Source organism: uncultured Fibrella sp. (assembly GCF_964250085.1).
In the GTDB taxonomy this organism is placed as follows: domain Bacteria; phylum Bacteroidota; class Bacteroidia; order Cytophagales; family Spirosomataceae; genus Fibrella.
In genome coordinates this window covers 1-19,152 of sequence record NZ_CAXUEC010000002.1, presented here as the reverse complement: position 1 = coordinate 19,152, position 19,152 = coordinate 1, and the positions used below count along the sequence as shown (strand labels likewise).

Here is a 19,152-nt window from a genome sequence, read left to right as displayed (position 1 = left end):
ATACATTCAGGTTAGGGGACTCCCATTATTAATACGTAAAGCAGTTTAACAGTCAAATTTCTACTAGGCTTGTTAGAAGCATACATTTCATGTTCCTATCTCCACTTTACAGAATTACCCACGTATCAGTAAGCAGAACACTGTACACTGTAAATCTGATCATGTAGTCAACCACATAAAGTGCATAAGGGCCAGTTTACAATTACATGGACAAATTTATTCACCATACGCCGGTGCGGGCGGATCGTTAAACATTATGGATATCCCCTATCGTCTTAGGTGAGATGGCTGTATATAGCCGACATTCAACTGAAATTGGGAGCGCTTATACTGTAGCGTGTTTAACGGCTTTGCCCTATTTAATGTCCCAACACGTTCTAAGTATAATGGCATTCTACTATAGCTCCTCACAAGTTTTAGTTGCATAGAGGATGGCCAGCTGATAATCTATTTGACACGGACATTAATCGTAATTGGGGGCATAATTGGGGGCACTCAGGCGAATAATCCCTTTCAATACAAATAAATTCAATCACTTGGAAAGAAAATGGCGATGCGACATCCGGCACCATTTTTTATTTTACTGACATTATTAGTTCTTATCGAGGCAAGAATTATTCAATTCTGGCAACGGGTTAGAGCTATCATCCCTTTATCTACATTTTCTTGTCTTATACCCACAGTAACGCAAAGTGGGGGCACGGATGGGGGCATGAAATTGCTACTGGACGCTAAACGTCTGGGATCGCAAAAGCAGGAGGTGTAATCATGGCTTTGTCGAACATGACCTGTCAGACAGCAAAACCTAAAATTAAACGTTACAAGCTTGCAGACGGTGAAGGGTTGTATCTTGAAGTCACTCCGAATGGGACAAAATTCTGGCGGCTTAAATATCGCCTACATGGTAAGGAAAAAAGGATTTCAATTGGTGCTTATCCAGGCGTTTCGTTAATGGAGGCTCGTAAAGCCAAAGAAAAGTTTAAACGTGACATCAAAGTTGGCATCGATCCCGTCTTAAAACGTTTGCAAGCGATTCATACACAGGCCCTAACCCAAAACCTTGATTTCAAATCGATGGTCATGGAATGGTATGGGAAGCAAATTCCCTTATGGAAGCCAACACATGCCCAAATCATTAAACATCGATTTGAAAAATACATCCTTCCGGTGTTGGGTAACTTTGCGCTGGCAGACATTCAACCGATGATGATGTTGAATTGCCTGCAGAAAATTGAAAAAACAGCGCCCGATCTGTCGCGTCGTATGAAGGCTCTATGCAGCCATGTATTCAAATATGCGATGGCGACCGGCCGAGCAGAACGTGATCCTACTTATGGGTTAGAAGCGGCGATGAAGAAATTTAAGCGAGGCCATTACGCATCTATTTCTGTCGATGAATTTCCTGAATTTCTCGCTTGCCTTATGGATTATGAGGGGCATGTGAATCGTCAAACTTTCCTAGCCCTCAACTTATTGCTGCTGACGTTTGTGCGTACTTGTGAACTCGTGGAAGCAAGATGGGAAGAAATCAATTTTGAAAAAGCGATGTGGGTTATTCCTGCGGAACGGATGAAGATGAATCTCCCTCATATCGTTCCGGTGTCGCAACAGTCGCTAGCTATTTTTCGCGAGCTTAACGAATTGAATGCAAACCAGGAGTTTATCTTTCCCGGCTATTATAATACGAGGCGGCCTATGTGCAAAAACACGATGCTTGTTGCTATCAAGCGGATGGGCTATAACCGCAAAATGACTGGTCATGGATTTCGAGCCCTTGCCTTAGGCATTTTAAAAGAGAAGTTGGGCTACCCGCATGAAATTGCGGATCGGCAACTAGCGCACGTTCCTAAAAGCAGTGTTGATCGTGCTTATGACCGCGCCCTGTTTTTGCCGCAACGCACAAAAATGATGCAGGACTATGCAGATTACATTAGTAGGGTCTTATAAAAAGGAATTATTAGTTTTAGGCTAAGGCCGTTATATACCTAAGATGCTTTGTTGGTAAGGTAGAGGTCGAGAGTTCAATCCTCCTCGGCAGCACCATATTTCAAGTACTTAATTACAGTCGCGTTCCTTAAAAATTTTCCAGTGCTACCGTAAGAATTAATTTGGAACTTGTATTCATATACTACTATGTGCCAATACAAAATTGTCGATAGATCGTTTTCAGATGGCGTTAACAGGCCATATTACTACAAAAAAGCCGCTGATTTGATCCGTCAGCGACACGCCGCAGAAGCGGCCAGATAGCAGCATGCCGAAGCCAGGCGACGCCACAGCAAACCACTCGTGAAGCCTTGAGCAATGGTCGATAACATGATCCAGCCACTATCATCCCAGCCAGAACAGGTCAAGACTTATTCATATGGCTTTACAGTTGAGCAGCCTTTGTAGGTGGCCGCTACCCTTGCGCCAGAGCCTGCCGCCCAGCCGGATGTGCCGGACAAAGCCGCTGCCATGTTAGAGCAGTATCGCCAGCGACAGGCCGAGAAACAACGGGCTAAAGAGGCTAAGCAACAGGCGGCAGAGGACCAAGCTAACCTATCAAGCCGCCCAGATGTTGGCTGAATACCGCCGTAAGCAAGAGGAAAAGCAACGCCAGAAAACGCGTGATCGAGATGAGCCGGAGCCAATCTAATCAGGCCGTTTTGTGCCGTTTGACCCATGCCATCAAATCGGCCAAACAGTCCTGATCTGGGAGCCACGGCCTGTTAATGTGTTCGTAGATATAATGTACCACGTATTGACGTGGCCACTGATTAATGGGGGACGTCGTTGCCAATTCATTGGCGACCCCCACGCGGCTATATCGTGGCTGTTCATGTTAGGGGGTTTAATGGGTTTACCCGCTTTAACGTCTATCTTGAAGGCCATATTTCCCCCTTGTTATGACCATTGTACCATAACCCGAATCCTCATTTCAACATGTCTATCAACCGGGCGTATGACGATCTATTGGCGGCACAGGATCAACAGCTTAACAAACTGCACCAAGATCATTATGTGGCTTGTGAGCGTATCAAGCAGATGCAGGAACCCACTTTAATAAAGCTAAATACGCCGGAGAGTTAGAACGGCTGGAAAAGGCCCACACGCAGGAGATCAAAGACTGCGAAGCCCGTTTTGAAAAGGAAAAACAGGTGCTTCTAAAAGAGACACCCACCCCGGAGCATAAACCAGAGCCGCAGAAACCACCCGCCCCTGATATATGGGATAGTCAAGATCTAGCGGCCCAGATGCTGGCCAGGCACCGCCGTAAGCAGCAGGTGCGGCAACAGCAGAAAGGGCATGACCGCGACGTCCCAGAATTGTAAATTGAAGTTTGTTCTTGTAACGCGTAACGTTATGCGTTATCATTGGGTTATGATAGATAGTTTTCAGCATAAAGGTTTGCGCCTTTTCTTTGAACATGATGACCCCTCAAAGCTGCAACCCCATCATGTCGAGAAAATCCGCCGCATCCTTTACAAGCTGGATGAAGCCGCAGAGATCAATGATATGAACGTTGTTGGCTGGGGTTTGCACCCGCTATCAGGTAATTACAAAGGCTTTTGGGCCGTGAAAGTGAACGGTAATTGGCGGATTATATTCCGGTTTGCTAATGGCACCGCATCGGACATCGATTACTTAGATTACCATTAAAAGGAGGATGAGATGATAAAGAGAGGTATGAGACCGCCCCACGCCGGTTCAATGTTGCGTGATATGATGGAAGGCATCATGGAAGAAACTGGGCAGGAATTGACAATTCGCGAAGTGGCTAAAGGGTTAGGAACAACCCCGAAAACGTTGTCAAATATCTTGAACGAGCATCAGGGCATTAGCTCTGAAATGGCCATTCGCTTGGCGGAAGCGTTTGGTTCGACGCCTGACTTTTGGTTGAAATTACAGCGTGACTATGATCTATGGCATGCAGATAAAAAAGTGGATCGGTCTATTATTCAGCACTTTTGGCCCTTGCAAGATAAAGGATTACAACTAGCTTGATTTAACACGACATATAGCGATTTGAGCTATAGTTTTAATATTTGAAAACCGCTCAATAATAAAAACTTACGCTTAAAAATAGCACTGCTGAGTTACACACAATGGAATCTGACGAGCATACTCCTAATCAGGAAAAGTCATCTGCTTTTTCTGATTTCATATTCGGAATAAAATCTCTTGTGAAGAAGGTTATTTTCTTTGTGAAATTTTTTTTTGATTACCTTTTCAAAGCTGTCGTATACTTGCCGATAATTCTGGTATGCATGACAGTACTAGTATTTGCTGTACGCTTAGAAGAAGTTGATGAGATAGTTGTGTTATTTACTAGGTTGAATAACAAGGATTTGCCTAAGCCTCAAGAAATGGCGATAAACCTTACTATTGAATTAAACAAATATATTATTTCAATTGGGGCTGCACTTTTTGGTTTGGTAGGCTTCTATTTCAATAATTATGCACAACACTTTTCTATACGTTCAATCAAATTAGCTTTTTTGTCATCATTACTTTTATTAGGATTAGGCGGCTATTATGCCTTTATTATCTATTCTGATTTGACTAACAGCTTATCACAAGGTCTTTACCCGCTAAACCCTGGCAATAGTAAAGTTTTAGCTTATATTGAGCTAGAATTTATATTATGTTTGGGCGCATCTCTCTCTTTAGGAAGCATTTTTGTAGCTGCACAATTCGTTACTTCATTTGAGACAACATGAAAAAGAGAATGTATTTATTAGGTATATTTTTACTAGCGTGCATCAGCGTTAGAACAGCTCATGCACAAGAGAAACATAGATCAAAAAAGATTTGGCAGACTGATAAGGGAGTTCTTTACAAAGAAGACTTAGAATATATTCAAAAAATGTTAAATAAACATATTGATAAAATTGACAGCCAGGGTAATAAAAGATTGACACCTGATGCCTACGATTATTTCATGAAAGTTTTAGAAGAAATTAGTAAACAAAGTTTGGACAATGAAGAAAATAGGTACGAAATAATAAATGATAACGTAAGGCTAACTAAGGATGCCCTAGAGACTCAAATTGATCTTTTTGACCCAGTGCCTATGGGTATTGAAAAACCAGAGAAAGAAAAAGAAAGAGAAAAAGAAAAAAAAGCAAGACTAGCAAGACTAGATATTGAAAATCAAATAAGAAAAGAACTAGAGCTAGAGCGGCTAGAAAGAGAGAGAGACAAAACTTATATTAGTGAGTCAAGTTTAATTAAAAGAATGTCAACTCTATTCAGCACAATTATTGATTTAGAAGTAAGATCTTCACTTCCAGGTATTGAGGTGACAATTGAAAAAATTGATAATTTTTCTTCTAAGACAACATTTGTTCAACCATTAGAAAGTGGTAAAGAGTATGTTTTTCACTTCAACAGAAAAGGAGAAACTCCAATAATTCGTCACTTTTTTATCAAAAAATATCCAAAACGGCAAAGGCTGTTTCAGAACATAAAGCCTTAAATTATATAAATAAATGCGTAAGTAATCAAGCAGAATTAGGATTCACTTTGCTGATAGTATGTCTGCTCACACCTCAATAAGCGGAAGCTTAAGTGATCGTTGCAGAGGCGAGTTGCTTGCACCAATCTTTAAAATACAAAATCACTCTGTCAAACTCGTCATCGCTATCTACAGACAGCCCAGAATAGCCTGTCTTGCCTCATTTTGATCTAATATAAACGCCCGTTTACTTTAGATCAAAATGAGGGATTAGCCTATGATTATCTGTTATTAACAGGATCAGATTCTTGTTGCTTAACCCAGTGGATTCAGCATATCCTGAATATATTCCTACATAACCCTCTATGATAGGATTTTATTCGGAGGAGGCATCCATGACCCCAAAAATCATCGAACCACTGCTAGATCGTAAATCCGCCGCCCGGTATCTCCGCGTTTCCCCTGGTACACTGGCTGTCTGGGATTGCACCAAACGCTACGACCTCAAACCTATCAAGATTGGCCGCGCTGTGCGCTACCGCCAATCTGACCTAGACGCGTTCATCGAACAGCGTCTAGCACGCTAGCCGCCACAGCAACTTAGCCGCTCTTCAAAGTCTCTCTTTAATCCTGCTTACGGAGGTCGTTATGGACATTGCCCATGCGAATACGATACCCATTGCCCAGATTTTAGGCCAACTCGACATTCACCCTAAACGTACCACCGCTCACCGTCTGCTGTATCTCTCACCGGTACGTTTAGAGAAAACACCCAGCTTCTGGGTCTATCTTAAAACCAATCGCTGGCACGATTACGGCGATGGACGCGGCGGTGATCCAGTCGATCTGGTCTGTGCATACCTCAAATTCTGCCGCGAATCGCATACTGTTTCCGATGCCCTGCGCTGGATCAACAACATGGGCGTGGCACCCTACCAGTTCAAGCCGCCGGTCTTTGAGCAAACTCTACCCGATGCGCCAAGCCTTGTGCTTAAATCCCGCAAACCCATTCGGCATCTTGGTCTGATCCGTTATCTCGGTAAGCGTGGTATTCCGCTTGACATTGCCCACCAGCATCTAACAGAAATACATGTCCGCAACCAGAATACGCAGAAAAGCTTTTTTGCATTAGGCTTTGCCAATGAAGAGGGTGGCCATGAACTGCGCAATCCGTTCTTCAAAGGCTCTCTCGGTGCAAAAGCCATCAGCTTTATCCGAGGCACAGAGCCTAAGCCGGATGGCATCCATCTGTTTGAAGGGTTCATGGATTATCTATCAGCCGTCACTCAATTAAATGGCAAAGGGTTCAAGGGCGATGCGATTGTCACCAATTCGCTATCGTGTCTGAAGCAGGCCATTCCCTATATCCAGAATTACGGCTATCGCACGGCCTATACCTGGCTTGATAACGATCCAGCCGGTCAAAAGGCAACCGTCGCCCTTGATGAGTTCTTCAAGACGCAGGCCGATCTCACTCACACCCCGATGAACAAAATCTATGCGCCGCACAAGGATGTCAATGCGTGGCACATGCACCAACGCAATCTGACCTTGTAAGGAGGATTCATGACGCAACTTCATCTGCAAGACCTCTTCAAGGTCAACGAAGTCGAGATCATCTATCGCAACCGGATTCCATATCAGGACCGGATACAGATTACGCAGTCTGAAGTGTTACGATCCAACTGGGATGAAAACCGGCTGGAACTGGTCGAACAGTTCAAGATCCTGATGCTCGATCAAAAGAACAACTGCCTGGCAATCTCTGACATTGCAACGGGTGGTATGGCTGCCTGTCTGGCCGATCCCAAGATGATCTTTGCAACAGCCCTGAAAACCCGAGCCATCGGTATCATCCTGGCGCACAATCACCCCAGCGGAAATCTTCAGGCGAGCGGTGGTGATCTCACGTTGACGCGCAAACTGGTTGAGGGCGGCAAGCTGCTTAATATCAACGTGCTCGATCATCTGATTATCACGGCACACAACTGTACATCCCTTGCGGATGCTGGATTGATGCCCCGTTAGCAGATTCTGTCCCGCGTTTAGGTAGAGGAAATTTGGTCAACGGCACTGTGCCTCTTCATTTCATCAGGATTGCGGCTTGTGATGTACCCGACGCGCTCATTCCACCAACCACAATATTCGCCAGCGTTTCACGCTTTCCCCGCCCTACCAATATTCTGGCTGGTTCATTCGACTGAACACCGGGTTTTTCATCCCCATCATCCTTACAAACGAAAGGACAGCGCGATGACCAACACCATTCCCACCAAACCCCGTTTATCAACCGCACTACAGGAGGCGCAATTGACCCAAAGCAATCCACAACAGAATGACGTTTATGCCCGTATCACCAACAAGATCATCATGGATCTGGAGCAAGGCAATCTCACCTGGCGCAAACCGTGGAACGCCGAACATCTGGCGGGCCAGGTACAACGCCCCTTACGCTGGAACGGTATTCCGTACAGTGGCATCAACACCCTGATGTTGTGGGGCACGGCGGCTGAGCAAGGTTACACATCACCGTATTGGATGACCTACAAACAGGCCACCGAACTGAAAGCCAACGTTTGTAAAGGCGAGAAGGCGACACAGGTTGTGTATGCTGACAAAATCACTCGCGAAGGTGAGAACGACCAGGGCGAAAAAACCACCAGTCAGATCCCGTTCCTCAAATGCTACACGGTATTCAATGCCTCACAGATTGACGGCCTACCGGAAAACTTCCATCCAATCGTAACGCCTGCTGCTGTTGATGCCAAACAGCGCAACGCGGAACTGGATGCCTTCTTCAAGCAAACCAAAGCGGATATTTATACCGGGACGCAGGCGTCCTATTCCATCACCACCGACCGGGTGCAAATGCCCCCGTTTGAAAGCTTTGAGACCATCACCGATTATTACGCCGTTTTATCGCACGAGTTGACACACTGGACTCGTCATCCAACCCGGCTTGATCGTGACCTGGGCCGTAAAACCTACGGTGATGCTGGCTATGCCAAAGAAGAACTGGTTGCCGAACTGGGAGCCTGTTTCCTAGCGGCTGACTTAGGCTTTGAGCCAATGCCTGAGAAACAGCATGCGGCTTATATTCAATCGTGGTTACAGGCCTTGCAGGATGACAAGAAGCTGATCTTTACCGCAGCTTCCCACGCGCAGAAGGCCGTTGAATACATCCACAGGCTTACTCAGCCCTAAACGATGCGTGTTCTTTAACCCAGATGTATTGGCTGGTTGACATTGTTTCGTTTCGATCAACGACGCTCCTCTGTTTGTCGGTTGATATACAATGTTAGCTTAGCCCAACCATCCGTGACGACGCTATCCCTCCTTTTTGACACGTCAAAAAGGCTCTGACGACTCAGGCACAAATAGACACTGCGTATCAATTTGTGCCTTCAGGGAGCTGTCACGGCCACTCGGGCTTGGTCAGCTTCCATTATCAACATCAAACAAAGGAGACTTGCTGATGACAACTCAAACCGAAACCAATTCCAAAGTCCCAACCCATACGGTTTATGTGGTGAAACTCAAGGACGGCGCAGATAAGCCGGACTGGATCAAGGTCGGGGCTGCCTGGGAACACGGTGATAAAGATGGCTTGAATCTATCCCTAACAATCCTTGGTCAGGATGTTCCAGTCACCATTCGTAAGAACAAGCCTAAAGCGAATTAAGCAAAAGAGTATCTACCATGAGAAGGCCGGGCATTAAATAGGGTTCGGCCTTCATAAATGGGTTAGTAGCGATAAAAATACTGGTTTATAGTTTATACGACATGGCTCGTTTACCCAATCTTTCACCAAAGCGGCTTGGCCAGATAGGGGTAAAGACAGTCCAACTAGCGAATATCTTACCGGATATTAAATAATCAGTTGTGCAGTACGCTTGGATATCAATGAATGCTTCAATCAACTTTTCTTTCTGTCGCCAGTCAATCCTAACAAGAACTTTAAAGTTTGCTACTTTTTAATAAGTCAAAAACGAATCTAATTGGTATGATTACACTTAACCCGGAATTAGATTCTGAAAAGGTTTCTAAATTTACAATCGATTCAATTAGTTGCTTTATTTCAGGGTTTGATGATGATTTATATAATTGTAATAAATTTTTATATTCGTCGTTTGCTGTATTTATCAATATCCTTTCAGGTTGCGCAGGTTTAAAAGCCACTGCGACACCTATAATTTCACCTGATGTAGTAGAAAATACAGGACCACCACTGTTACCGTGATTAATTTGCATATCTGCATAATAGGCTGAATCATCGAAATAGTAGGCTGACCTATCGAATGAAAAATCTCCGTCTCCCTTGAAATTTGCAGGCCAGAAATCTTTATACTGATATTTGCCGAACGTGCTTGAGATAATACCGCTGTTTGTAATGAATGTTGGTTCGTTTAACGGGTAACCTAAGGCAAATATCGCTAGGCCTTCAGATAGATCGTATTTGGAAAATTTGGGTAACCCATACATAAAAGTTCTCTTTTTTCCATCGAGTGTATTAAATGGCAATTTTTCCTTAAATGGATTTACCCTTAATTTTAGTATAGCTATATCATGAATCGAATCTATCGCTGCTATCGTTCCATTGACATGAAGGAAATGACCAATAAGTCTGAAACTCCCGTTTATATAGTTGGGCATAGCTAACCCAATTACGATGCTAGTTTTAGCCTTATAAGCATTCTCAATTACATGGTAATTGGTAGCAATATATCCCTCGTTACTAATGAAAAATCCCGTACCGCTTCCACCTTCCGTTAGTACTTTTACGATGCATTTTTTGTTGCGATTAATTTGCAACGACAATTTCGTTTCTTGAACTGTCTTATTCACGGTGTTCTTTTTACTACCGGGTCTATTTGAGAACACAATCAATTGTGCATATGCGCCTACTGAAAGAAACATCAATAAGCTGAGTAAGGCTGCTTTCATTGGCTATTGTTGTTCGGTTTTGTGTAATCTAACTGTAAAATTAAGTAGTATACACTCTGCTCTAGAAACTTACTTTTGTAGTTTCTAGAGCAGAGTTGTGATTGTAGATGTTTTTGTTGCAAGTGGTCTATAGGCTATCGACTGGGTCTAAAAAGCTCTGCCCTCTGCAAGTAAAATCTACCGATCGTACGTTCCTTTATTCAATAGGTTACCGTACTATAACTTGTTCCAATAGCACAGGAATCCGTTAATAAACGGGGTCGATCTTGTGCTATTAAAACGGCCATATGTTAGCTGACACTTGGGATTTTGAATGTCCCAGCGAACCGAAGCATATCTACAATTCTATAATCAGCAGGATCTTTTCCGTTTAGGCCAAATTGTGGTTGCCAGTCTACTGCTTCTTTTCCAAGGATTGAATCCTTGCTATCAGCTAGTATGCGTAAGAAAACCTCAGCAATTATACGACCGCCAACTGGTCCAAGCTGATCCCCACTCTGAATTACTTCTGCCTCTTTGAGAATGTAATACCACAATGGGGTCTGCTTCACCAAAAACTCGTTATTGGCTTGCATCAAATCAACAACTTGTTGATGGTTCATTTGTTGTTCAGGAGTAGGGCTTGCAAACGGACTACTAAGAAGTTGTTCCCTGGTTAATGGTCGAACCTTCATGCGCTTAGCAATGGCCTGACCCGTTGGCACGCCGAGTGCCATGCCACGGACCAAATTTCGAGCTGACAGAATCGCGAACATTGAACCAGGAGAGGTGCCTGGGGCAGTTGGTAGATTGCCCATGCTAAAGGCAACTCGTGTATCAATCTTACGAGCTTTGTTAGCAGCTTCACGTCCTGCTTCACTAAAGAATCCCGACCAATCAACAACCCAACTACCAGGGACACTTGACTTCGTAAATCCAAATGCATTAAAGAAATCCGCGTTGGTGAAGTTTCGATTAAACCGGTAGAGATTTCGGATCTGACTGTGACCAAACCGATAGGCGGCTACCGAAAATTCAACCGGCATGAAGAATTTGCGGAATTTCTTTTGACTAAAGTACTTCAAGCCATTGTCGAGCACGTCATTAATCATATCTGCCCCCACGATAGTGCGTAGAAAGTCATGAACAACCACCCATTGGTAGTGTCTCCGCACTTCTGTTTGAGCACGCTGGAACAACTCAGACGCAGAGAGTCCAGGCAACTGTCGGCGGAGTTCGTCAACGACAGCATTGTGAAAGCGCAACATGCTCATGTGCAATTGCGCCACGAATAGATTCTCATCATTCCGTGGATCGCCGATGATCGCAGTTCCAGCCAGTGTACGGGGTAAGTCAAACTCGTTTCCCATGCTGCCTACGACAAGCTCTACGTGTTCCGCATCATACATAAATGGACTGACAGCCGGTCCGTCCCCATATACCGCATCCAGGTCGAGGTTAGGTGTTCGGTAATTGGTCAGTCGTTTTGCGTCTTGTAGGTTATCTAAAACCGAATCTACGTCGAGCGTAAGATCATGATCGACAAACTGGCCGAAGTAGGTATATCCCGCATCAATCGCGCTGAACTCCGAAGGGTTTTCTGCGCTTGTTACGTCGACCATACTGCGCCCAAGCTTTTCCAATAAATCGCGATGGTCGCTTGTAAAGGGAGTACCTAACGCGTTGGCAAACAAATAGCCATATTTATCATCGCTGCTATTCTTTTTAAAAGACGGAGAGAATCCAAATAAAGTACGTTTGAAGCCGTGGGCCAGCTGCCCCCCAGGGTTCGTTGAACCGGGGAGATTTTCACTTGGTGGTTGCATTCTAGAAAGTGCTTTAAGATGAAAGAAGCCGCCTTCCAATAGAAGGCGGCTGATTAGACTTAGGCGTTTACAACAGTTAGGTCGACTATGGGTGCCAATGGCGCATTTGCTTTGACGGATGCAATCCCAATTTCCCGGGCCGCTAATGTCGTATACATTTCACTACGACCAAGTGGCTCACCATTAGAGGCTTCTAGCGTAAAATAGAGGTTGGCTGCTTGACCTAACCGGTTATAATACTGCTCTTGAGTCGCATGCTTCCGCACAGACGTTACGCCACTCAGGCAATCAGACTTCCGTATGTAGCCCTCACTACTGAAGATAGGTTCGCTATTTTCAGCCCGTAGCCGAAAATAGAATTGGTTGTTAACGGTGCTTCTAAACACCTCAAACTTGCACTTCAAACTTGTGTTAGTAGACATTTTCTTAAACTGATTAACTAAAGAGATAAAAACTGATTAGCCATTAGAAGACCTATGGCTGAAGCTGTAGTTACAGCCCGATGTGCGAGTTCTTTTAGCCTTTAATCAATGTTTAGTGAGCGATACAGATCTACAGACAATCATATAGTCGACTCTAGTTGAAACCAATCCTATGGCTTGCAGTCTACTAAAGCAGGGCGTACCTTTGAGGTGTCAAGCTTAGAGTTCGCAAAAGCAGGCTATGCTTTTGTTTCCTTCTTTAGTATCCGTAAGCCAGGTGGTTACCACCTGGTTTTTTTATATCAACTCGTTAACGAGTTCGATATCAAGCGTAATCCCTTGAAATGCTAATTCGTGGACTAATTGACCAACCAACCACTGTTTATTTTGGGCTGAAATCAGAGATATCTGAGCCACATCACGGAGCACCTCATCTTCACTGATTAGCGTAGCGTTTGTCATCTGGGCCAATAATAATGCCGATACAATCCTGATTGTAAATTTTGGCTTGAACTGCTTAAAGAGAGCATACAGACGTGTCATTTGTGTATCATCGAAAGACTTCACTCGTAAAAACCCCTGTTTCTTCATACGTTCGGCAAAACTCTTATCGTGCTGGTTATAAACAGTTTGAGGGTAATTGTAATCAAAACCGATATCCGATATCAGGAATTGAAACTCCTCAGGGGAGTAGTACTTCAACAAACCAGACCGGACCAGTCTCGCTGCTAAATGAACATCGGTTAGGACTACAGGTCTCATCTTAGAATTCTGATTGTTGTACGTAATGTTCTCTTAATTCGGCTTCGTCCCAGCCTGCAAGCTGAGCGGCCTTGTCGAAGCCAATTTTCTTTTCACTTAAACAGCGATATAGCATTTGAAGAAAGCGTTGCGGCTCTTCTGTGCCTTGGTATTGCCCATGGTCTTGGTTCGACGTAGAGGTTTGTTGCCAACCTTGATAAACATCAGAGGAAATTAGACCAATGACCCGTGACCGTACCATAATGGCTTGAATTGAGATGCCGTATAGTTCTTTGATCCGTCGAAGTTCCGGCATAACGATAAGAGTTCGATTCCTGCCAAGCTCCAACGCTAATGTATCAGCAGGTAGCAATACGGCCCCCGCAAAAGCGTCACACAACCGCTCGACGACATCAAGAGTAAGGTTATCTTCAGTCATCAGTAGTAAGTGCCCTAACTCATGCAGCATCGTGAAACGTACACGTGCTGTATCCTGTTGCCGTGCATTTAATACGATAACTGGAATGCGCTTCTGCTCGGCCCAACCAGAAAGACCTTCATGCCGGTAGGAAAACCCGAAATCAATCTTGATAATGCGAACACCTTTACGTTCCAGAAAAGTGGAAATGTTGTGCACCGGACCATCTCCCATCTTCCATTGTTTTCGAAGTTCTTTGGCCGCTTTCTCTGCGTCTTGTGAGTTGTTGACTTTGATGTTTTCAATTGGATTGCTAAACTCGATGCAGGATTTTGCAATCGTTTCTAATTCCAAATAGTCGCTGAGCTTAGCACTGGTTTGCTCTTCAACCGATGTGCGTTGCGTTTTACTTAGTAGCATTCCTTCTCTGTAGCTTACACTGTTTAGCTCAAACGCGACATTATAACTGTCGTAGAATGAGTCTATGCCTGTATCCAGAGCCTTAGCGATTGACAGTAACGTCTGGCTGTCAGGATGGCGTTGTCCGCTTTCATACAAGCTAATGGCTTGTTTTGTGCAGCCGACCATTCGAGCGAGTTCGTCCATGGTCAATCCACGAGCTTGGCGGATCCGGGTAAGATTAGTGCCGACAGGTGTGATCATGTTATTATCTGATTCATGTTGACAAATGTATAAAAATAGTTTTTGTCAACAGTGTATGGCGAAAGAATTTATGCTTCGGCACCAACAGCTTAAAACCCGTTACAGATACATCAGTCTACCGTCGGTGAAGCCTCGAAGCTAAGTAGAATGCAACAATCAGGCAATCAAGGCAGATAACAGCGCTCCTTATTCAGTCCGCTTTTATCTCATTCCAAATGTAAAAGACGATGGCTGTGGTTAACTCAGCACTGAGAGTACAGCGTGGATCAATAGCAATAATGATTCGAGACGGGTGATCAAGCAACGCCATGAACAGGGATTTGAGTCTATACACACCTTCTGTGCCCAGACGAAAGCAGATATTTATAGGGGGTCAAAAGCGCCTTACTCCATCATCACTAATAGTGTGCAGATGTCACCGTTTGAGAACTTTCAAACTGAAATCGATTAATGCAGGGTATGCTAAAGAAGAACTATTGGCGCAACTGGGAGCCTGTTTCATAGTGGCTGACTTAAGCTTTGAACTAATGCCCGAAAAGCAGCATGCCACTCCTGGTTGCAAGCCTTGCAGGATGACCAGAAGCTGATCTTTACTGCCACCTCCCATGCGCAAAAGCCGTTGAATCCATTCATGGTCTAGCCCAGCCTTAAGCATTGATTATATTTATAATTATAGGTTGGATAAATATCTGACCTATAATCCTAGAATTTCTAACTGGAAAGTGTTTCGCCTGTGTTAAGTTGACTGGTGCGTTGTAAGGGTCTCCCTAGTGCAGCTTTTGCGGCATATCTAAACAGGACTACATCAGTAAGTGGATAATCGTCACGTTCAAACACAACTTTGTATTTGTGCATATTTCGATCATAGCCGAGCATACTAGCTCCCACCCCAACCATTTCTTTTAATGTCTCTACGGTCTTGTTCTCGGTAATGACTAGAGAACCCTTACCAACTGAATGGCAACTTGTAAAAATGGATGGGTGTGTATTGCTTTCAGAGGAGACATAGATGCGAAAAGGTTCTGATAATAGTTTTTCCTCAAGAGGCTTACTCATCAAGCCAATGATCTCATCATATTTGTTGATAAACTCTACGACTCCATCCTCATTGAAGCTCACCACGCCGCCATACTCTGTGACATGCTCACTGCCTAATGCATAGATCTTTTTAGCGGTTTCGTCAGGAGATGCGGTGTTATGACTGGTTTTCAAACCATTTGTTGAATGGGAGGAAGTAGTATCAGTTGGCTCATTTTTAAGGGACATGTTAAACACCTTGTTCCAGCGTGCTGTAGATGTTTTGTATTGTCATAAAAGTAAGCTCTGGAGTCAAGCCTTTTTTCATTGTACAGAAAGCTTGGCGAACAGATGGATGATACTCCTTAACACCACATCTCACGCGCAGAAGGCCGTTGAATACATCCACAGGCTTACTCAGCCCTAAACGATGCGTGTTCTTTAACCCAGATGTATTGGCTGGTTGACATTGTTTCGTTTCAATCAACGACGCTCCTCTGTCTGTCAGTTGATATACGATGTCAGCTTAGCCCAACCATCCGTGACGACGCTTATCCCTCCTTTTTGACACGTCAAGAAGGATCTGACGACTCAGGCATAAATAGACACTGTGTATCTATTTATGGTCTTTGAGGAACTGGCACTGGGTTTGAACTTCAGTCCGCTTCTATCATCAACAGCAAACAAAGGAGACTCGCTGATGACAACTCAAAAAGAAACCACTTCCAAAGCCCCAACCCATACCGTTTACGTGGTGAAACTCAAGGACGGCGCTGATGAGCCGGACTGGATTAAAGTTGGAGCGGCCTGGGAACATGGTGATAAAGACGGCTTGAATCTGTCCCTGACAATCCTGGGGCAGGCCGTTCCCGTCACCAGCCGTAGGAATAAACCCAAGACGGATTGATAGTATAAAGACGGGCAGATTATGTCTGCCCGTCTTTCATTTATACAAACCGCAAAGACGGATAGTCGGTTAATGCTACTCTTTAGCAGGCTCTTTAAGTAACTAATTGCAGCTATACTTTTTCCCGTAAATGAATTGGTAAGTGCCACTATTAGTGTCGAATGTAATAACAGCCTTTAGCTGCTTAACTCCAATTTTGCAGTATCCTCCATCTTGACGTGGTGGGATAGTTATTGTTTTGACTTCCACCCAACCGTTTGTGGATGACGTAGAGTTGTTGTAATAAAATGTGACAGTTAGTGGAGCACTCGATTGGTTGTAAACGGAAACATAGGTATCGGGAAAAAACGTATACCTGGTGTCAGTGCGCAACCGTGGAGTAATCAATTTGGCACCGCTGTTGCTGGCTTTTGCCGTAGCGATATTCTCTACATTGGTACCGCACCCTAATAGGGTGTTGATAATCAGCATAATACCGAAAATCATGCTTACCTTCAAAAGTGTTTTCATGATTACAATGGATTAAGACTGTTGATAAATTTAATTATTTGTGTATTATAAATCTCGGTTTGTAATACACAAACATACAGATGTATTTTTACACCGCAACTAGTTTGACATTAAATTTTTAGGTCAGGGGTAGACTTCTCTACGTTATTATGGTATGACTGCAAACAACACCCACTTCTTCCTCAAACAAAGTATCCAGTTGTTTTCTGGCTATGTTAGATTCAGTCAAACCGGCCAGGTTCTACCCGGCTCTGCATCGGACGGAACAGCACAGCATGAGGTCAAGCAGGATGAAGGCTCCGGTCACTCTGACACTCATAAAACAAGGTTTGTAGTTCGAGTCAGCTATACCAATCGGCACATTGACCTGCTACCATATCTCAAAGAGAGGGATCGACAATTGTCCGAGTTAGAGCATAAGCTTAGAGAGAATGGCTATGACGTAAAGGTCTTTCGCATGGCTACCCTGGACGATGTATTGGATGCGATTGTGAATAATAAGATCATCGAGCGGACAAACATCACTGAGCGCATGCAAGAGCCTAATTTCCGGTTTGTGACAGCTTTCGATCCCGATCATTCATTAAAAGTGTCTCATGCTCTGTCGGCTTTCTTAAAACATTATAAATCGCACGAGGCCAGCAGAGCCTCTGTCTCAGGCGTTAAGCAGCGGCAATCAAACGCGGATGAGTTTGCTATTAACATGTATCACATCGTTGAGGCGATCAAAGAAGAGCAGCAGATATCTAGCTATAGAGATGTTGTCCAAGCCCTCAACGAAGCCAAGATTGATACATATCAAAAACAAGACAGCAAAGGCGGTCGACGGAGCTGGCACCTAAGCACACTGCAAAAATTGACGAAACGTTGGCAAGAACTCGGCTTAACTGGATAAGGTTAAGCACAGTTTTGTTTTTATCGGCATTATTAACCACCTCTGATTTTTGCTTGCGCTCGTTGTTCTGCTATCGGCCGAACCTAGTAAGAAGTCAAATTCCTTGTTGTGTTATGGATAAAGAATTTGTAAGCTCGTGAGATCGCGCGTATGGTTTCACGGTGTTACACGGCAAGTCATTATCTGTATGATAAAAACCAACCCTGACGGGCGGATTTTGCCAACAGACGCTTGACTGGAGACGAATTTTAGGCACATTTGGGAAAAAACCCAAAAGTACCTATGAATAAGAGATCCGAGAAGGCGAGAACGACCGGGGCGAGAAGACCACAGCCAAATCCCATTTCTCAAATGCTACACCGTCTTCAACGCCTCACAGATTGACGGTTTGCCTGAGAGTTTCCATCCAGTCCCGACGCCAACTGTTGTCGATACCAAACATCGAAATGCTGAACTGGATGCGTTCTTCAAGCAGACCAAAGCAGATATTTACACCGGGACCCAAGCATCCTATTCCGTTACTACAGATAGAGTTCAAATGCCCCCGTTTAAGAGCTTCGAGACCGTAACAGACTACTATGCAGTATTGTCGCATGAACTCACGCACTGGACACGTCACCCAACCCGCCTGGATCGTGACCTTGGTCGTAAAACATACGGTGATTCGGGCTGCGCCAAAGAAGAACTGGTTGCCGAACTGGGAGCCTGTTTTCTGGTCGCTGATCTGGGCTTTGAGCCGATGCCTGAGAAACAGCATGCCGCTTACATCTAATCCTGGCTACAAGCATTGCAAGATGACAGGAAGTTGATTTTCTCTGCTGAATCCCATGCCCCAAGAACCGTTGAAAACCTTCACGGGCTTGCCCAGCCCTAAACGCTGCGTGTCCTTTAACCCAGATGTGTTGGCTGGTTGACATTGTTTCGATTCAATCAACGACGCTCCTTTGTTTGTCCGTTGATATACGATGTCAGCTTAGCCCAACCATCCGTGACGACGCTTATCCCTCCTTTTTGACGCGTCAAAAAGGATCTGACGACTCAGGCAAAAATAGACACTGCGTATCGATTTGTGCCTTCGGGGAGCTGTCACGGACAGTCGGGCTTTGCCCGCTTCCATCATCAACAGCAAACAAAGGAGACTAGCTGATGACAAACCAAACCGAAACCAAAGCCCCAACCCACACGATTTACGTGGTCGAAGCCAAAGAGGGCAATGCCAAGTCCGACTGGCTGAAAATCGGCGTTGCTTGGGAGCACAGCGATAAAGAGGGCCTGAATTTATCGATCAATACCTTGGGTGCCGCCTACTTACAAACCAAAGGCCAGGAAGCCACCTTAAGCGTCCGGCGCAACAAACCGCAGGAATAACATCTAAAAGCCGGGCAGAGAT

The 19,152-nt window shown here is 44.5% G+C and carries 22 protein-coding genes; 15 read left to right on the top strand and 7 right to left on the bottom strand.

What is annotated here, in order from left to right; translation table 11 throughout:
- The first annotated feature begins 783 nt into the window (after nucleotides 1–783).
- From ACFE8Q_RS05550 to ACFE8Q_RS05500, 11 genes are all read left to right on the top strand, one after another.
- Complete coding sequence (locus ACFE8Q_RS05550; protein WP_375444379.1) at nucleotides 784–1,947, top strand: tyrosine-type recombinase/integrase; 1,164 nt, start codon at nucleotides 784–786, stop codon at nucleotides 1,945–1,947.
- A 1,398-nt stretch (nucleotides 1,948–3,345) separates the two neighbouring features.
- Nucleotides 3,346–3,642 (top strand): type II toxin-antitoxin system RelE/ParE family toxin, encoded by a 297-nt coding sequence (locus ACFE8Q_RS05545; RefSeq protein ID WP_375444378.1) that lies wholly within the window; start codon nucleotides 3,346–3,348, stop codon nucleotides 3,640–3,642.
- A 12-nt stretch (nucleotides 3,643–3,654) separates the two neighbouring features.
- The gene (locus ACFE8Q_RS05540; protein WP_375444377.1) at nucleotides 3,655–3,987 is read left to right on the top strand and encodes a HigA family addiction module antitoxin; all 333 of its coding nucleotides are present in this window, start codon (nucleotides 3,655–3,657) and stop codon (nucleotides 3,985–3,987) included.
- Between the two features lie 101 nt (nucleotides 3,988–4,088).
- Nucleotides 4,089–4,703, top strand: a complete 615-nt coding sequence (locus tag ACFE8Q_RS05535) for a hypothetical protein (protein WP_375444376.1) — start codon at nucleotides 4,089–4,091, stop codon at nucleotides 4,701–4,703.
- Entirely contained in the window at nucleotides 4,700–5,461 is a 762-nt protein-coding gene (locus ACFE8Q_RS05530; RefSeq protein WP_375444375.1) for a hypothetical protein, read from the top strand. Before ACFE8Q_RS05535 ends, ACFE8Q_RS05530 begins: the two co-directional genes overlap by 4 nt.
- A 344-nt stretch (nucleotides 5,462–5,805) precedes the next feature.
- Nucleotides 5,806–6,027: a helix-turn-helix domain-containing protein gene (locus ACFE8Q_RS05525; protein ID WP_375444374.1), complete on the top strand. Its 222-nt coding sequence runs from the start codon at nucleotides 5,806–5,808 to the stop codon at nucleotides 6,025–6,027.
- A 61-nt stretch (nucleotides 6,028–6,088) separates the two neighbouring features.
- A complete protein-coding gene (locus tag ACFE8Q_RS05520) occupies nucleotides 6,089–6,997 on the top strand; it encodes a toprim domain-containing protein (RefSeq protein WP_375444373.1) in 909 nt (302 codons plus the stop codon).
- A 9-nt stretch (nucleotides 6,998–7,006) separates the two neighbouring features.
- Nucleotides 7,007–7,468, top strand: coding sequence for a JAB domain-containing protein (locus ACFE8Q_RS05515; protein WP_375444372.1), 462 nt, complete (start codon nucleotides 7,007–7,009; stop codon nucleotides 7,466–7,468).
- Between the two features lie 47 nt (nucleotides 7,469–7,515).
- On the top strand, nucleotides 7,516–7,644 hold the full coding sequence (locus ACFE8Q_RS05510; protein ID WP_375444371.1) for a hypothetical protein: 129 nt from the start codon (nucleotides 7,516–7,518) through the stop codon (nucleotides 7,642–7,644).
- A gap of 49 nt (nucleotides 7,645–7,693) precedes the next feature.
- The gene (locus ACFE8Q_RS05505) at nucleotides 7,694–8,644 is read left to right on the top strand and encodes an ArdC family protein (protein ID WP_375444370.1); all 951 of its coding nucleotides are present in this window, start codon (nucleotides 7,694–7,696) and stop codon (nucleotides 8,642–8,644) included.
- A gap of 271 nt (nucleotides 8,645–8,915) precedes the next feature.
- A complete protein-coding gene (locus ACFE8Q_RS05500) occupies nucleotides 8,916–9,122 on the top strand; it encodes a hypothetical protein (RefSeq protein ID WP_375444369.1) in 207 nt (68 codons plus the stop codon).
- 275 nt (nucleotides 9,123–9,397) lie between these two features.
- Here the strand turns inward: ACFE8Q_RS05500 and ACFE8Q_RS05495 are convergent, their stop codons facing one another.
- The 6 genes from ACFE8Q_RS05495 to ACFE8Q_RS05470 all read right to left on the bottom strand — a co-directional run bounded on the left by ACFE8Q_RS05495 (nucleotide 9,398) and on the right by ACFE8Q_RS05470 (nucleotide 15,699).
- A complete protein-coding gene (locus ACFE8Q_RS05495; protein WP_375444368.1) occupies nucleotides 9,398–10,384 on the bottom strand; it encodes a serine protease in 987 nt (328 codons plus the stop codon).
- Between the two features lie 290 nt (nucleotides 10,385–10,674).
- Nucleotides 10,675–12,189, bottom strand: a complete 1,515-nt coding sequence (locus ACFE8Q_RS05490) for a heme peroxidase family protein (RefSeq protein ID WP_375444367.1) — start codon at nucleotides 12,187–12,189, stop codon at nucleotides 10,675–10,677.
- 59 nt (nucleotides 12,190–12,248) lie between these two features.
- The gene (locus ACFE8Q_RS05485; RefSeq protein WP_375444366.1) at nucleotides 12,249–12,611 is read right to left on the bottom strand and encodes a YegP family protein; all 363 of its coding nucleotides are present in this window, start codon (nucleotides 12,609–12,611) and stop codon (nucleotides 12,249–12,251) included.
- Nucleotides 12,612–12,908: 297 nt separating this feature from the next.
- The gene (locus tag ACFE8Q_RS05480; RefSeq protein ID WP_375444365.1) at nucleotides 12,909–13,373 is read right to left on the bottom strand and encodes a hypothetical protein; all 465 of its coding nucleotides are present in this window, start codon (nucleotides 13,371–13,373) and stop codon (nucleotides 12,909–12,911) included.
- 1 nt (nucleotide 13,374) lies between these two features.
- The gene (locus ACFE8Q_RS05475; RefSeq protein ID WP_375443699.1) at nucleotides 13,375–14,433 is read right to left on the bottom strand and encodes a helix-turn-helix domain-containing protein; all 1,059 of its coding nucleotides are present in this window, start codon (nucleotides 14,431–14,433) and stop codon (nucleotides 13,375–13,377) included.
- A 711-nt stretch (nucleotides 14,434–15,144) separates the two neighbouring features.
- Complete coding sequence (locus tag ACFE8Q_RS05470) at nucleotides 15,145–15,699, bottom strand: hypothetical protein (RefSeq protein WP_375444364.1); 555 nt, start codon at nucleotides 15,697–15,699, stop codon at nucleotides 15,145–15,147.
- A 373-nt stretch (nucleotides 15,700–16,072) separates the two neighbouring features.
- On the opposite strand from ACFE8Q_RS05470, the gene ACFE8Q_RS05465 reads away from it, so the two are divergent.
- Complete coding sequence (locus tag ACFE8Q_RS05465) at nucleotides 16,073–16,357, top strand: hypothetical protein (RefSeq protein WP_375444363.1); 285 nt, start codon at nucleotides 16,073–16,075, stop codon at nucleotides 16,355–16,357.
- Nucleotides 16,358–16,459: 102 nt separating this feature from the next.
- Here the strand turns inward: ACFE8Q_RS05465 and ACFE8Q_RS05460 are convergent, their stop codons facing one another.
- Complete coding sequence (locus tag ACFE8Q_RS05460) at nucleotides 16,460–16,867, bottom strand: hypothetical protein (protein WP_375444362.1); 408 nt, start codon at nucleotides 16,865–16,867, stop codon at nucleotides 16,460–16,462.
- 154 nt (nucleotides 16,868–17,021) lie between these two features.
- Here ACFE8Q_RS05460 and ACFE8Q_RS05455 point away from each other — a divergent pair, with 154 nt between their 5' ends.
- The 3 genes from ACFE8Q_RS05455 to ACFE8Q_RS05445 all read left to right on the top strand — a co-directional run bounded on the left by ACFE8Q_RS05455 (nucleotide 17,022) and on the right by ACFE8Q_RS05445 (nucleotide 19,130).
- Nucleotides 17,022–17,762 (top strand): hypothetical protein, encoded by a 741-nt coding sequence (locus ACFE8Q_RS05455; RefSeq protein WP_375444361.1) that lies wholly within the window; start codon nucleotides 17,022–17,024, stop codon nucleotides 17,760–17,762.
- 388 nt (nucleotides 17,763–18,150) lie between these two features.
- Entirely contained in the window at nucleotides 18,151–18,534 is a 384-nt protein-coding gene (locus ACFE8Q_RS05450) for a zincin-like metallopeptidase domain-containing protein (RefSeq protein WP_375444360.1), read from the top strand.
- Between the two features lie 374 nt (nucleotides 18,535–18,908).
- On the top strand, nucleotides 18,909–19,130 hold the full coding sequence (locus ACFE8Q_RS05445; protein WP_375444359.1) for a hypothetical protein: 222 nt from the start codon (nucleotides 18,909–18,911) through the stop codon (nucleotides 19,128–19,130).
- Nucleotides 19,131–19,152 lie beyond the last annotated feature (22 nt).